This window comes from Nostoc sp. GT001, assembly GCF_030382115.1.
GTDB lineage: Bacteria > Cyanobacteriota > Cyanobacteriia > Cyanobacteriales > Nostocaceae > Nostoc.
The window spans coordinates 3747990-3762717 of record NZ_JAUDRJ010000003.1 but is presented as its reverse complement, the minus strand read 5'-3'; the positions used below and the strand labels follow the sequence as shown (position 1 = coordinate 3762717).

Annotated in this window: 12 protein-coding genes; 6 read left to right on the top strand and 6 right to left on the bottom strand. The window is 43.5% G+C overall.

The genetic code is table 11. The features are described from left to right. Positions 1-459: 459 nt before the first annotated feature. The 5 genes from QUD05_RS19090 to QUD05_RS19070 form a co-directional block, all read right to left on the bottom strand. On the bottom strand, positions 460-1554 hold the full coding sequence (locus QUD05_RS19090; RefSeq protein WP_289797449.1) for a serine/threonine-protein kinase: 1095 nt from the start codon (positions 1552-1554) through the stop codon (positions 460-462). Positions 1555-2027: 473 nt separating this feature from the next. Beyond that, positions 2028-2588, bottom strand: coding sequence for a hypothetical protein (locus tag QUD05_RS19085; protein ID WP_289797448.1), 561 nt, complete (start codon positions 2586-2588; stop codon positions 2028-2030). Positions 2589-2715: 127 nt separating this feature from the next. Next, positions 2716-3939 carry a type II secretion system F family protein gene (locus QUD05_RS19080; protein WP_289797447.1) on the bottom strand — a complete coding sequence of 408 codons (1224 nt, stop codon included), beginning with the start codon at positions 3937-3939 and terminating at the stop codon, positions 2716-2718. Between the two features lie 75 nt (positions 3940-4014). After that, on the bottom strand, positions 4015-5142 hold the full coding sequence (locus QUD05_RS19075) for a type IV pilus twitching motility protein PilT (RefSeq protein ID WP_289797446.1): 1128 nt from the start codon (positions 5140-5142) through the stop codon (positions 4015-4017). A 150-nt stretch (positions 5143-5292) separates the two neighbouring features. Next, entirely contained in the window at positions 5293-7296 is a 2004-nt protein-coding gene (locus QUD05_RS19070) for a GspE/PulE family protein (RefSeq protein WP_289797445.1), read from the bottom strand. A gap of 369 nt (positions 7297-7665) precedes the next feature. Here QUD05_RS19070 and grpE point away from each other — a divergent pair, with 369 nt between their 5' ends. Both grpE and dnaK read left to right on the top strand, forming a co-directional pair. Next, positions 7666-8412, top strand: coding sequence for a nucleotide exchange factor GrpE (grpE, locus tag QUD05_RS19065; RefSeq protein WP_289797444.1), 747 nt, complete (start codon positions 7666-7668; stop codon positions 8410-8412). A 227-nt stretch (positions 8413-8639) separates the two neighbouring features. Next, positions 8640-10598, top strand: coding sequence for a molecular chaperone DnaK (dnaK, locus tag QUD05_RS19060; protein WP_289797443.1), 1959 nt, complete (start codon positions 8640-8642; stop codon positions 10596-10598). A 270-nt stretch (positions 10599-10868) separates the two neighbouring features. Here dnaK and QUD05_RS19055 read toward each other — a convergent pair whose 3' ends face one another. Next, on the bottom strand, positions 10869-11147 hold the full coding sequence (locus QUD05_RS19055) for a hypothetical protein (RefSeq protein ID WP_289797442.1): 279 nt from the start codon (positions 11145-11147) through the stop codon (positions 10869-10871). 167 nt (positions 11148-11314) lie between these two features. Between QUD05_RS19055 and dnaJ the strand changes: the two genes are divergently transcribed. The 4 genes from dnaJ (at position 11315) to QUD05_RS19035 (ending at position 14703) form a co-directional block, all read left to right on the top strand. Further along, positions 11315-12445, top strand: a complete 1131-nt coding sequence (dnaJ, locus tag QUD05_RS19050; RefSeq protein ID WP_289797441.1) for a molecular chaperone DnaJ — start codon at positions 11315-11317, stop codon at positions 12443-12445. Continuing rightward, a complete protein-coding gene (locus QUD05_RS19045) occupies positions 12445-12702 on the top strand; it encodes a sulfurtransferase TusA family protein (RefSeq protein ID WP_289797440.1) in 258 nt (85 codons plus the stop codon). Before dnaJ ends, QUD05_RS19045 begins: the two co-directional genes overlap by 1 nt. Further along, the gene (gene rsgA, locus QUD05_RS19040; RefSeq protein ID WP_289797439.1) at positions 12699-13913 is read left to right on the top strand and encodes a small ribosomal subunit biogenesis GTPase RsgA; all 1215 of its coding nucleotides are present in this window, start codon (positions 12699-12701) and stop codon (positions 13911-13913) included. Before QUD05_RS19045 ends, rsgA begins: the two co-directional genes overlap by 4 nt. Before the next feature lie 70 nt (positions 13914-13983). Next, the gene (locus tag QUD05_RS19035; protein WP_289797438.1) at positions 13984-14703 is read left to right on the top strand and encodes a Uma2 family endonuclease; all 720 of its coding nucleotides are present in this window, start codon (positions 13984-13986) and stop codon (positions 14701-14703) included. The last annotated feature ends 25 nt before the right edge of the window (positions 14704-14728 follow it).

The window sequence follows — 14728 nt, the reverse complement described above, 5'->3', positions numbered from 1 at the left end:
CCCTGGTCTGGGGATTGGGGAATTACTTATATAGTTAGCTTTTGTAAATAGTAGTAAGTCTTCCTCATCTGTGGAAAACTACGAGAGCCATAAGATTAATTGTTCTATCGATTATATAATAATCTGAATAAAAATATTTTTTTGAATCTTTAAACCTAGTAATTTTGCTTGTATCTTGGCAAGTGACAACTGACTAAGTATTGAAGATAAACCCTGATTAATGAATCATTACTGACTATAAAATATAGTTAAAATGCTTACTAAATTTGTTTTGGCTATTTTAAATTGCCCATAATTAATTATTCATTTGATACTTCAGCTAAAAAGGCTGCAACTTACAACAGATTTCAAGGAAAGTGAGGTACACAAGCTAAGTCTGTTACCCAGGTATAAAGCGTGTTTTACTCCTGTTAGCGCAGCGGGGCGTAGCCCATTCTGAATTCTGAATTCTGCTGTATGTTATCTTGTTTCCTTGAATCTTGCTCTCCATTTCCGAATGGCACTAGCAGTTCTGGCTACAGGTGGCATGTATACATCATAATTTTCGTGTTGTGTAATTTCATGTTGTGTAATTTTATTTTGTGTAATTTCGTGTTGTGTAATACTTTTATTATTTAATTTTTGGGTAGTTAGACAGTTAGCCAAAGTAGGCAAATAACTTTCACTACTTAAAGCTTTCATCACATCATCGGCAGTCTTAAACCGATCCTCTAAGGTGATTTTCACCATTTTTCCTAAAATCTGGGCGAAACTTTTGCTGATATTTACCTGTTTTTGCCAAGATATTTCACCAGTATTTGGGTCGTAGTCCAATTCTAAAGGACTTTTAGCAGTCAACATATAAATACAAGTTACACCCAGTGCATAAATATCACTGGCATAAACTGGACGTAGAGAAAACTGTTCTGGTGGTGCAAATCCCCTAGTACCGATAAAGTTGGTATTTGCAGCTTGATTAATTGAGTTTTCACAAGCGTCAACTAATTTCTCTTTCACCGCACCAAAATCAATCAGCACTATGCGCCCATCATATTCACACCGCAATAAATTTTGAGGCTTAATATCCCGATGAATCACATGATGTTTATGAAGATACTGTAATACAGGTAATAATTCCTGTAAGAACTGCTTAACTGAGGCTTCACTTTTGAGTCCAGTTTGCCGCACTTCTCGCGCCAAAGTCAAACCCGGCACATATTCTTGAATTAAAAAGAACTCCCCATTTGCTTGAAAGTAGTCTAATAACATGGGAATTTGTGAATGACTACCGAGTTGCCCCAAAGTTCTTGCTTCTTTTTCAAAGCGCATACACGCCCTTTGCCAACTTTGGGGACTAGTCACTTTTGGACAAAGCTGTTTAATAACACACAGTGGCTTCCCAGGTAATACGGCATTTTTGGCTAAAAATGTTATACCAAAACCACCTCTACCTAAAATTTGCAGTATTTCATAGCGATCGCGAAATAGCCGTTTGGAACCACACATCTGACTCAACTGAGTTTGTTGTGAAATACTCTCTTGAGAATTCGTTGTTTTTTGAGGAAAACGATTCATTAGTATAAAATATCTGCTTTTAAATGTCTCTAATTTTATGACAATTCTTTATTGGCAACAGTAAGATTACTGAATCTTTGCCAAATCCTCATTACTCTTCAAAAAGTAACAATAAATTTTTGTAGAACTGGCCCTTTCACGGATGTGTAACGAGCTAATTTGTAGTTTGTTAGAGGTGAAAGTCTGTTGCGTGGCTACTTATAACAATTTTGTATGAAGATGCGCATAATAAAACCCCTCTAGTTTAGCAAAAGGGGAACGGCGTAGCCGGGGGTAAAAATATGTAGTTTCACGCTTAGTACATTTATAGAGATGCAAGTCTTTGCATTCTTACGTTCGCGGAGCGTCCCGCAGGGTGGGATGTTTTTTTGACTATACAGCAGATTTGAAACTAGTTAGGTACACAACGATTCGTCTGTTACCCAGGTATAAAGCGTATTTTACTTTTGAATTCTGAATTCTGCTGTAAGTACCTAAGCTGGTGGAGTTTGTGAAGAGAAAATATCTGTGAGATTCTCCTCAACCAGCAAATCTGGTGTTTGTATAATAAATGGGAGTTCGGCTCCCACAAGACCTCTTTGGATGCGTTCTAAAGTCTCACTAAAAACGATAAACAGAGGATATACAGTATTAGCTCCCTCACTCAAAATATGACTGTGACGGAGAGGCATCAACCACTCATAATCGTTGTCTAGATAAACTTGGGTTTGTCGCCAACGTCCTAACAAATCAGAAAAGTCTTCGTGAGCGCGATGAATAAAGACTAAAATTTCTGCTCCAGTTTTGATTTTCCACTCTGGATCGCACATCAAAATTGCCACATCACAGGGTAAGCAAATCGTTTGTGGGGCTGTTGTAGCAGGATTGCGAAGCCGAACAATTGGCAAGGGTATAGTGATGACACTTTCATCTGGACGGCGCAGACTGGGAATCATCTCCAAGTATGGCCGATATTGCTTTAGTAAGGCGATCGCAGCTAGATGATTGCTGTACTCTGCCAAACTTGCTTCGTACTGAGATTTTTGCACAGTCATAGTTTTTTAAATAGTGAGGAGTTAGGAGTTAGGAGTTAAGAATAAAATTAATCAGTTAGAAGCTAAAAGTTAGGAATAAAATTTTTAATTACTAACTCATAACTTCTAACTCTTAACTATTAGTCCTTTATCCCAGCTTTTCAAATACCGCAAACATCGGCAGATACATCGCTAGCAAAATGGTTCCCACCATTCCCCCTAGAACTACAATCATCACAGGTTCCAAAATACTGGTCATTGCTTTTACTGCTTGTTCGACTTCATCTTCATAGAAATCGGCAACTTTCATCAACATTGCATCTAATTCTCCAGTTTCTTCTCCGATGCTAATCATCTGAATTGCCATAGCCGGAAAAACGGCATCTTTTTGTAAAGCAATGCTAATCATGCCTCCTTGTTGAATCTCCATACGGGCTGCATCTATGGCATTAGCAATCACTTGGTTTCCTGATGTATCTCGGACAATTTCTAAGCAAGTTAAAATTGGTACACCTGAACGAGTCAAAGAACCAAAAGTCCGGCTAAAGCGGGCAACTGAAGATTTTTGAATTAAGTCACCAAACAATGGCATCTTGAGGGAAAAACGATCGATTGTGATGCGACCAACAGGAGTTTTACCGTATTGTGTAAAGGCAAATTTCAGTCCTATAAGAGCAGCAAGAAGGACGATAGCACCCGGACTTCTCAGAAATTTACTCGCATCCATCAAGAATTGCGTTAGAGGTGGTAATGTGATTCCAAGTTGTGTAAAAATTGTGGCGAAAATTGGAATAAGAAAAATAGTCATACCGAGAAAGATAGCAACTGCGATAAAACCTACGACCGTTGGATAAGACAGTGCTGATTTAATTTGGTTTTGTAAACGGGCAACATCTTCTAACAACTTAGCTAAACGATTTAATACTTCGTCTAGAACACCACCAACTTCGCCAGCTTGAATCATACTTACGTATAATCCATCAAAACAGTCAGGATGCTTCCGCATTGCCTCGGAAAGATTCATTCCGCTTTGAACATCAGTACTAATCTCCACAAGAGCTTGTTTCAATTTAGTATTACTACACTGTTCGGAAAGCACCCCCAGACTTCTAACGATCGCAACTCCCGCATTCATCAAAACGGCAAATTGACGCGAAAAAACGGCTTTGTCTTTCACAGAAACCTTAACCAAGGAATTCTGGAAATTTTTGAAGGCAACATCTGGCTGAAATCCTTGAGATTGCTTGAGTTCTTGGATTACAAAACCTTGATCTCTGAGATTAGTCCGAGCTTGTACCAAGGATTCAGCAACAATTTTTTCTGTTCGAGATTTTCCTTGCGAATCCCGAACACGGGCAACGAAGTTTGGCATAAATAAATTCAAAATTCAAAATTCAAAATACTCAAGGGGATGAAATATTCTTCATCTCCCCTATCCCCCATTCTTTTAATGTGCTTTGGCAGCTGCACCGGGTTTAGCACCTGCTGCCTGTGGTGGTACAGAAGTACCGATGAGACGTTGAATTTCATCAGGCTTAGAAGTCTTAGACATTGCCGCCTCAAAAGAAATCGTTCCTGCTTTGTAAAAATCAGCTAAAACCTTCTCCAGAGTTTGCATTCCCAATTTGCCGCCAGTTTGAATCGCTGAGTAAATTTGAGATGTTTTGCCTTCTCGAATCAAGTTGGAAATAGCAGGAGTGACAATCAGAATTTCTTGAGCCATTACCCGACCATACTCACCAGGTTTAGGGCTTTTCTTAGACACCAAAGTTTGACTAAATACCGCCACTAACGAGTTAGACAGTTGCACCCGCACCTGGGTTTGTCTTTCATGGGGGAAAACGTCAATAATCCGGTCAACCGTTTGTGCAGCGGAACTGGTGTGTAGCGTACCAAATACTAAGTGTCCTGTTTCTGCTGCGGAAATCGCCAAGGAAATTGTTTCTAAATCGCGCATTTCCCCTACCAGAACAATATCTGGATCTTCCCGCAAAGCTGCTTTCAAAGCATTAGCAAAGCTCTTAGTATCTTCACCTAGTTGCCGTTGGTGAACCAAACTTTTAATTGGTTCGTAGACAAATTCAATTGGGTCTTCCACCGTCAAAATATGCTCTGCCTTGGTGCGGTTAATCAAGTCAATCATTGCCGCTAGGGTCGTTGTCTTGCCGGAACCTGTAGGGCCTGTCACCAGAATTAGCCCTCTGGGCTTATCTGTCATTTCCCGCACGATATCTGGCAAACCTAACTTTTCAAAGTTAGGAATCTTAGAACTTAATGCCCGTAAACAAGCAGCATAAGAACCACGCTCTTTATAAACATTGACCCGAAAGCGAGCCAAACCCTTAACACCATAAGAACAATCCAACTCCCAGTTCTGCTCTAAGGTTTTACGCTGGGTGTTGTTGAGCATACTAAAAATCAGCCTTTGACATTGATCGGCTGTCAATACATGCTCACCTATAGGGGTAAGTTTGCCACTGATACGGAAGTAGGGAGGTAAACCTGCGGATAAGTGCATATCCGAGCCACCCAATTCAATCAACTGCTCCATCAAGTCTTCAATCATCATTTCCATAGTTCTGCTTCCTTATGAATGTTTTTTATTTGTCATTTGTCCGTTGTCATTTGTCATTTGTTTAAAGTTATTAAGCATTCACCAATGACCAATGACTAATGACTAATGACTAATGACTAATGACTAATGACCAATGACCAATGACTAGTCTTAAAACCGAGGTGTCATACAGTAAGGACAATCCAGCCATTCTTGTTTCAATGTGGCGTCGCAACTCCGACAAGTAAGACCAGTCTTGCGTTTGGCTTTTAACTCTGCTTCCAAGCCAGTATCAGTAAACGTCACTCGTTCTACTTCTTCTAGAGTGGTGGAACCTTCACGCACTAAGTCCAAACTGTAAGCCAGCAAGGTTTTCATGCCCTCTTCTATCGCCACTTCCTTGATGCGTTCTGTGGGTGCATCTTCGTTGATCAGAGTTTGCAGATTTTCGGTGACTCGCATGACTTCATAAACACCACAACGCCCTTTGTAGCCGTTGCCATTACATTTTGGGCAAAGGTGATTTTTGGCTTTGGCATCTGCGATCGCATCTAATGTCAAGGTGTTAGCTTTATAGAAGGTGACTCCCACATCAGAGGAAGCTGATAGACCATAACGACCCAATTCCTCGGTTGTGGGAGTGTAGGGAATACGACATTCAGAACATACACGCCGCACCAAACGTTGAGCTAAAACGCCAATCAGGGAACTAGAAACCATGAAAGGCTCAATTCCCATTTCTCCCAAACGAGCGATCGCTCCTGGGGCATCATTGGTATGTAAGGTAGTTAATACTAAGTGACCAGTCAAGGCAGCTTCAATCGCTGTTTTTGCCGTTTCCTTATCCCGCGTTTCACCCACTAGTAGCACATCTGGATCTTGCCGCAAGAAAGCCCGTAAAGCGGTAGCAAAATCTAATCCTTTTTCCCGAATCACTTGTACTTGAGTAATCCCTGGAAGACTGTACTCAATTGGGTCTTCTACAGTACTGATATTAATTCCGGGATCGTTCTTTTCTGAGAGTGCAGAATACAGCGAGGTTGTTTTTCCAGAACCAGTTGGCCCAGTTACCAAAATTAGCCCAAAGGGACGGCTAACCATATCCTGGACAATATGTAAAGTCTCTGGATCGGTAATTAACTTATCTAATCCCAGTTGGGTGGAGGAGTTATCCAAAATCCGCAGTACCACCTTTTCCCCGTAGCGACTGGGTAAGGTATTCACCCGGAAATCCACCTTACGTCCCTCAAACATACGGCGGATACGTCCATCTTGGGGTAGACGGCGTTCAGCAATGTCTAGATTGGAGATGATTTTAAATCGGGCTGTCACCGCCGGGATAATTTTTTTCGGTAGGGGATCGAAAGCTTCCTTCAGTACGCCATCCTTCCGAAAGCGAATGCGTAAGTTTTCTTCTTGCGGTTCTATATGAATATCAGAAACGCCCTCATGCAAGGCTTTAGCCAGGATTCTGTTGACTAGGTTGATAACTGGGGCATCCTCCGCACCCTTCATCGCTGCCCCTAAATCAGCCTCCATTTCTTCAGGAGCATCCGAAAGATCGAGATTTCCGAGGTTTTCTAGATCCTGATTAATATCTGTAAACTTTTCTTGTTCCAGATGCTTTTGCTTAACAGCCATTTCATCCAAATATTGGTTGATTAGCTGCTGGTAATCTTCCTGGGTAATCACCATGCGCTGCAAGGCCAAACCTTGGGGGCGCAATATGCGGTTCAGGTCATCGGAAGCTTCTAGATTATCTGGAGCGACCATCGCCACTAAAACTGAGGGCGGGGTTTGGTCTTCGTGTTTCGACAGTGGTACTAAACGATGGCGACGGCAGATATCCACTGGGATGAGGGTTTCAATTAGGTTCCCCATCATCGTGTTGCCAACAGAATTGACTTCTGGATCGAGGAATTCAACTCCGTATAGTATTTTCAGTTCAAATAGTTGCTGTTTTTTGTATTGCCTGAGTAACTCAGGCGATAGTTGTTGCCCAGTAATTGACTCTAATACTTCCGTTAAGGGTCTGCCAGATTTGCGGCTTTCAATTAATGCCTGCCTCATCTGTTCGGTATTGACATAGCCAGATTGTACTAGCTTGTTGCCGAAGGGCGAAAACTCTGTTCTGGTAGTTAGAGCGGTACTGCGCCGTTGTGGTGACGAGTTCATAAATGAGCGAATGAGTAGGGGGAACCTCTGCTTAAAGTATTCCCCTACTGTGAGACAGAATTCTCATTTGCCAAAAAAGTCCTGAGTCACGTCGCTTTGCTCCGAATTCAAAATTCAAAATTCAAAATATTTTCAAATAAGATGAAGGGCGAGTCACATTCAGCGCTATTATTGCAAATTACTCGTTCGGGTTCCCGCCTTAGTGGTGTCTGGGCTAACGTGTTCACCATTTGTCACAATAAGAGGACGGTTATATCACTTCCAAGAACTTGTCGGCAATAAAATCAGCCTCAGTTGCAAGTCGTGGATGACGACGGTTGCAAGCTGTAGAGATACACTGCCATAAATAGCATCTGGAATGAATAGACAATGATCGATGAAAATAAACAGATAAACAATACAAGCCAGCAATTGGGTGAACCAACAGAGGTAAAGCAAGTAATGAAGAGTGACTTCCCAGCCCAAACTAATTTCAATGAATCTGGCAGCGAGGTGACAGAGCAAGTGGCAGCCCAAACAAATATATCAGGCGATACTGCTGTCAATTCAGAAAATAGCGTCGCTGCAACTGAAAAAACTGGAGTGGAAACAGCAGCTTTGGCAGAACTGACTCAACAAATCGAGTCCGTCAAAACGCAACTAGAAGAGCGTAGTACTCAATATATGCGGATTGCCGCTGATTTTGAGAATTACCGGAAACGCACTAGCAAAGAAAAAGAAGACCTAGAGTTACAGGTGAAGCGGAATACGATTTTGGAATTGCTACCAGTAGTCGATAATTTTGAGCGGGCGCGATCGCACCTCAAACCGCAATCTGATGGCGAAATGACAATGCACAAAAGTTACCAAGGCGTTTACAAACAATTAGTAGATAGCCTGAAGCGCTTGGGTGTATCACCAATGCGTCCCGAAGGTCAAGAATTCGATCCTAACCTGCACGAAGCAGTAATGCGGGAACCTACGGATGAACATCCTGAAGGAACAGTGTTAGAAGAGTTAGTGCGCGGATATTACTTGGGCGATCGCGTGCTACGCCATGCAATGGTCAAAGTAGCTGCTCCCAAGGAAGATACACCTTTTGCACCAGAAGATCAGTCGAGTTCAGCCAGCAGTTAAGCTGTAGTCGCTCGTCTCGCTGACCTCAAGTGCCTGGGTTATAGCAAGGACGAGCATCGCGTACCTCAAACTTGGACAAGGCTTTGGATAACTCTCTGTGTTTCAACTTCATGATTGCTATCAGCAATAGGGGTTGCACAGACGTTATCCGCTAGCCTTTGTTCTTAGCAAAAAAGTTAGTCCGCGACATATTACAGCAGAAATATTCAGTAAAAATACTGGCAAATATGGGAAAAGTTATTGGGATCGACTTAGGCACTACTAACAGTTGCGTCGCAGTTTTGGAGGGTGGTCAACCACTTGTGATCTCCAATTCTGAAGGTGGACGAACAACTCCAAGTATTGTGGGATTTGGGAAGAGTGGCGATCGCTTGGTTGGTCAATTGGCAAAGCGCCAAGCCGTAACCAATGCTGAAAACACAATTTACAGTATTAAACGATTCATCGGGCGGCGTTGGGAAGATACTGAAATAGAACGCGATCGCGTCCCCTACAACTGTATCAAAGGTCGAGACGAGACCGTTGATGTCCAAATTCGCTCAAAAAATTACACGCCACAAGAATTATCCGCGATGATCCTGCAAAAGCTGAAGCAGGATGCGGAAAACTTTTTGGGTGAGGAGGTTACTCAAGCAGTGATCACCGTACCAGCATATTTCACAGATGCCCAAAGACAAGCAACTAAAGATGCTGGCACAATTGCAGGTTTAGAAGTCCTACGAATCATTAATGAACCAACAGCTGCGGCTTTAGCTTTCGGATTGGAAAAGCAAGACCAAGAGCAGCTAATTTTAGTATTTGACTTGGGAGGCGGTACTTTTGACGTATCGATCCTGCAACTTGGGGATGGCGTTTTTGAAGTGAAGGCGACTTGTGGTAACAACCACTTGGGTGGAGACGACTTTGATAATGCGATCGTCCTTTGGATGATGGAACGTTTCCAAGAACAAGAGAAAATCGACCTTTCCAAAGACAAAATGGCACTGCAACGCTTGCGGGAAGCTGCGGAAAAGGCAAAAATTGAACTCTCCAGTATGGTGAGTACCTCCATCAACTTGCCATTTATCACAGCGGATGACACCGGGCCAAAGCATCTGGAGATGGAACTCAGCCGCTCGAAATTTGAAGAACTCGCCGCGAAATTAATTGAAGCGACCATCGAACCACTAATCCAATCGCTCAAAGATGCGGATCTCAAACCAGAAGCCATAGATCGGATTATTTTGGTAGGTGGTTCTACCCGTATTCCCGCAGTCCAAAACGCCCTAATTAAGTTTTTCAACGGCAAAGCTCCCGATCGCTCCATTAACCCTGACGAAGCTGTAGCATTGGGAGCTGCTATTCAAGCAGGTGTATTGGGTGGCGAAGTCGATAATCTTTTACTATTGGATGTGACCCCTCTGTCCTTGGGAATTGAAACTTTAGGTGAAGTGTTCACCAAAATCATTGAACGCAACACCACAATTCCTACGAGTCGGTCACAAGTTTTTTCCACCGCAGTTGATGGACAAACCTCAGTGGAAATTCACATCCTCCAAGGTGAACGAGCGATGTCACGAGATAACAAAAGTCTCGGCAAGTTTTTGCTAGCAGGAATTCCCCCATCTCCCCGTGGCGTACCGCAAATTGAAGTATCCTTTGAAATCGATGTCAACGGCATTCTGAAGGTTTCTGCTCAAGATAAAGGTACAGGTAGAGAACAGAGTATCAGGATTACCAATACAGGTGGTTTGAGTAGCAACGAAGTCGAACGGATGCGTCAAGAGGCCGAACTGTTTGCCGAAGAAGATAGAAGACGTAAAGAACTGGTTGAACTCAAAAACCAAGCAGATAATTTGTTGTTCAGTTATGAATCCACCATCAAGGATAATAGCAACTTTATCGGCGACCAGATGAAAACCTTGGCTAGTGAAAAAGTTGAACAACTCCAAGCAGCAATGATTGACTCCAGCATTTCCACAGTGGAATTTAAGCAGCGCTTAGACGACTTCCAACAAACCTTGTTTGCAATTGGTGCTGATGTTTACAATCGAGCTAACAGCCAAACTGATGAGATTGAGGGGGGTTCATCTGGTCACTTTACCCCAGAAGTAGACTCACCAATGAATGGGACGCTAATACCACAATTCAATTTTGATTTTGACGAAGAAAGTACCGCTCAGGCTGATTATGAGGCGATAGATTAGGGGTTGGGCATCCCTTCTCTGCGAGACGCTACGCGTAGCTTGCTTCCCTGGAGGGGTACGGCTTCGCTCAGGGCAAGTGGGTATTGGGTATAAGAGGCAGAGGGGCAGAGGGGAAAAACTTACTGCAACTTCTCCTTGCTCCCATGCTTCCCTGCTCCCACTCCCTAAATTGAAAATTTTTATTAAGACATTTTAATATATCTAAATANTTTAGCGAAGTTTCACAAGACCCCAGCGGTTTGCTAGATTGTAGAAGCAAATTACTTTGGGCTAGGCAATGTGCAAGTTCAGAGCCACTTCCATTGCATAAGGGTGGTTTTCCACACCTAATGGTGCGGCTAGCCCCTCTGGTTGATGGGCGAGGTTTTCCTCTCCTACGTAGCACAATTGTAAAAGAGACAGCCGACTCGGCAGTGAGAAGTCTGAGCAGAGGCTTCCCCTGTTCCTAACTTCTATAGCTTTTGTCGTCTCCCACGAGGAAAGCATCTGTTGCTCAAGATTTGTCGGTGATTTTTGTAAAAGGTAAAGGGTAAAATCAATTATTAACAAAAATTAATTTTATCTTCTGCCTGCCTTCCGGCAAGCCACCCTCTAACAGGATAATGTGTTGCTCTTGCATATCTGTAAGCAAAATACTTATCCATAGGGTAGCAAGTGACCGTGAATGACGTTCTACTGACTTCTGCTTTCTTCCTTCTAACTTTTACCTTTGCTATATGGCCCGCGACTATTATGAAATCCTGGGTGTCTCTCGTGACACTGACAAAGAAGAAATCAAACAAGCCTATCGCCGTCTAGCCCGGAAGTATCACCCAGATGTGAACAAAGAACCGGGGGCGGAGGATCGCTTTAAAGAAATTAACCGCGCTTATGAGGTACTCTCAGAACCCGAAACCCGCGCTCGTTACGATCGCTTTGGCCCAGAGGGTGTATCGGGTGCTGCTGGCGCGGGCTTTCAAGATGTCGGCGATATGGGTGGTTTTGCCGATATCTTTGAAAGCATTTTTAGTGGCTTTGCTGGCGGTATGGGTAATCCCACCCAACAAAGACGCCGCAGTGGACCTGCGAGGGGTGATGACCTGCGGCTAGACCTGAAGTTAGACTTTCGGGAAGCGATATTTGGCGGCGAAAAAGAAATTCGCATTTCCCATCTAGAAAATTGTGAAGTTTGTAGCGGTTCTGGTGCTAAACCTGGAACCCGCCCTCGGACTTGTTCGACTTGTGGCGGTTCGGCTCAAGTACGGCGTGTGACTAGAACACCCTTTGGCAGTTTCACCCAAGTCTCAACTTGTCCCACCTGTAATGGAACAGGGATGGTAATTGAAGATAAGTGTGACGCGTGTGATGGTAAGGGCGCAAATCAAGTTACAAAGAAACTCAAAATTACCATTCCGGCTGGGGTGGATAATGGCACACGTTTGCGGATTTCTAGTGAAGGAGATGCTGGTCAACGTAGTGGCCCTCCTGGGGATTTATACGTTTACTTGTTCGTGAATGAGGATGAGGAATTCCAACGGGATGGGATTAATATTCTCTCGGAAATCAAAGTTAGCTACCTGCAAGCGATTTTAGGTTGTCGGTTAGAGGTAGATACAGTAGATGGGCCGGTAGAACTAATCATTCCACCTGGAACTCAGCCAAATACAGTAATGAAGTTGGAAAATCGCGGCGTACCTCGTTTGGGTAATCCCGTAAGTCGCGGGGATCATATGCTGAACGTATTAATTGATATTCCCAATAAAATCACCCCAGAGGAGAGGGAACTGCTGGAGAAGCTAGCTAAAATTAAGGGCGATCGCACTGGTAAAGGCGGTCTAGAAGGATTCTTGGGAAATTTATTTAAGTGATGATGCCCTCTTCTGTTTTAACTCCCGATGCTCAACTTGATTTACGCGGCACCCCTTGCCCGATTAATTTCGTGCGGACAAAACTACGTCTGGAGAAAATGCCATTGGGAGGTTTGCTAGAAGTCTGGTTAGACCCTGGTGAGCCGATTGAGCAGGTTCCTGATAGTTTGACAATGGCAGGTTATCAGGTGGAACAAATTACAGACTGTACTGGTTATTTTTCTCTGTTAGTGCGCCGTCCAGTTGCTAGCCAATGACAGGGGAAATTTGTGACGCAACTGGACAGTTATTGGGTACGGTGGTGGCTGTACAGGCTAATTTTTACCGAGTACAGCTGGATCAAGAGGCAGGGGAGCAGAGGAGCGGCACTTCTCTACGAGAGGCTTCTCTTTCAGAGACGCGAACGCGAACGCCAACGGCTATGCCCTTCGGCTACGCTCAGGACAAGCTCAGTGAGCGGGGAGCAGAGGAGAAACTGGATTTAAATGCCTCTTTGCCCTCGCCTCCTCTGCTGCTTTGTACCCGAAGAACACGTCTGAAAAAAATTGGACAACAGGTGATGGTAGGCGATCGCGTTGTGGTAGAAGAGCCAGATTGGGCTGGGGGGCGGGGAGCGATCGCTGATGTCTTACCCCGTCAAAGCGAATTAGATCGTCCCGCGATCGCCAATGTGAACCAAATTCTCTTGGTATTTGCCGTTGCCGATCCACCTTTGGAACCTTATCAACTAAGTCGGTTTCTAATTAAGGCTGAGTCTACTGGTTTGGATGTGCTTTTATGTTTGAATAAAAGTGATTTAATTTCATCGCAGGAACAACAACAAGTTAGCGATCGCTTACTTGGTTGGGGTTATGAACCAATATTTATCAGCGTTAAAGATGGTATCAATACTGACCAAGCAGCCAAATACCTGAGCAATAAAATTACCGTCATTGCTGGGCCTTCCGGCGTTGGTAAATCCAGCTTGATTAATACGCTGATTGACTCTGCAAAGCTGCGAGTCGGAGAAGTTTCTGGTAAACTGGCTCGTGGTCGTCATACCACTCGCCATATAGAATTATTTGAGTTGCCTAGCGGTGGTTTACTGGCAGACACTCCCGGTTTTAATCAGCCGGACATGGATTGTGTACCAGAAGAATTAATCCATTATTTCCCAGAAGCCAGAAAGCGGTTAGCAGTTGCTAGCTGTCGCTTTAGTGATTGTCTGCATCGAGATGAGCCTGAGTGTGTGGTGCGGGGAGAGTGGGAACGATATGAACATTATTTAGAATTTTTGGATGCTGCGATCGCTCATCAAACTCAGCTGCACCAACAAGCCGATCCAGAATCTACCATGAAGTTAAAAAGCAAAAGCAAAGGCAAAGGGCAGAGTCAATACGAACCCAAGCTAGAAAGTAAAAAATATCGCCGGATTTCCCGAAAGACTCAGTTACAGGACTTGCAAGAGTTATATCGGGATGAGGAATAAGGAGTGTGAGCGCATTTCTATGCAAAGGTTGGTCACGATAGCATAGATACAAACATAAAAACTATCTTCTATGTCTCAGCCCCTTGCTGCCACCCCTAGTTTAGAAGATGTCACTGAGAGTATAATTTTCCCACCAGGTGATATCTATAGTGACGAACCCCCATTGGAATCTGACTTACACCGCGAACAAATAGATTTACTTATCCGTCTGATTAAATGGTGGTGGCGCGATCGTCAGGATTTTTATGCTACGGGCAATCTGACAATCTACTTCAGTCCCAACCAGAAAAAGTCAGAAGAATTTCGAGGCCCTGATTTCTTTGTGGTTTTAGATGCAGAAAAAAAAGACCGCAAAAGCTGGGTTGTATGGCAAGAAGACGGCAAATACCCCAATGTGATTATTGAGCTATTATCTAATTCCACTGCCTCGGTTGATAAAGGTTTGAAAAAACAAATCTACCAAAATACATTTCGCACTCCAGATTACTTTTGGTTTGACCCAAACAACCTAGAATTACAGGGATTTCACTTAGTTGATGGGCAATATCAAGACCTTGTACCCACTGAGTCAGGTTGGTTGTGGAGTCAGCAGTTAGGGCTGTATTTGGCAGTATATTTGGGCAAATTACGCTTTTTTACACCAGATAAGCAGTTGGTGATGTTGCCAGAAGAAGAAGCAAATCAACAGTTAGAGCAAGCAAACCAACAACTAGAACAAGAACGTCAACGGGCTGCAATCTTGGCAGAACGCTTACGAGCCGCAGGTATTGATCCTGAGCAAATATTCTAAAAATAGAATTTTATCTCTAAACCAG

Coding starts and splice junctions, on each gene's coding strand:
- QUD05_RS19035 (WP_289797438.1), top strand. CDS start 13,984: ATGTCTCAGCCCCTTGCTGCCACCCCTAGTTTAGAAGATGTCACTGAG.
- rsgA (WP_289797439.1), top strand. CDS start 12,699: ATGACAGGGGAAATTTGTGACGCAACTGGACAGTTATTGGGTACGGTG.
- dnaJ (WP_289797441.1), top strand. CDS start 11,315: ATGGCCCGCGACTATTATGAAATCCTGGGTGTCTCTCGTGACACTGAC.
- dnaK (WP_289797443.1), top strand. CDS start 8,640: ATGGGAAAAGTTATTGGGATCGACTTAGGCACTACTAACAGTTGCGTC.
- grpE (WP_289797444.1), top strand. CDS start 7,666: ATGATCGATGAAAATAAACAGATAAACAATACAAGCCAGCAATTGGGT.
- QUD05_RS19080 (WP_289797447.1), bottom strand. CDS start 3,939: ATGCCAAACTTCGTTGCCCGTGTTCGGGATTCGCAAGGAAAATCTCGA.
- QUD05_RS19045 (WP_289797440.1), top strand. CDS start 12,445: ATGATGCCCTCTTCTGTTTTAACTCCCGATGCTCAACTTGATTTACGC.
- QUD05_RS19075 (WP_289797446.1), bottom strand. CDS start 5,142: ATGGAAATGATGATTGAAGACTTGATGGAGCAGTTGATTGAATTGGGT.
- QUD05_RS19070 (WP_289797445.1), bottom strand. CDS start 7,296: ATGAACTCGTCACCACAACGGCGCAGTACCGCTCTAACTACCAGAACA.
- QUD05_RS19085 (WP_289797448.1), bottom strand. CDS start 2,588: ATGACTGTGCAAAAATCTCAGTACGAAGCAAGTTTGGCAGAGTACAGC.
- QUD05_RS19090 (WP_289797449.1), bottom strand. CDS start 1,554: ATGAATCGTTTTCCTCAAAAAACAACGAATTCTCAAGAGAGTATTTCA.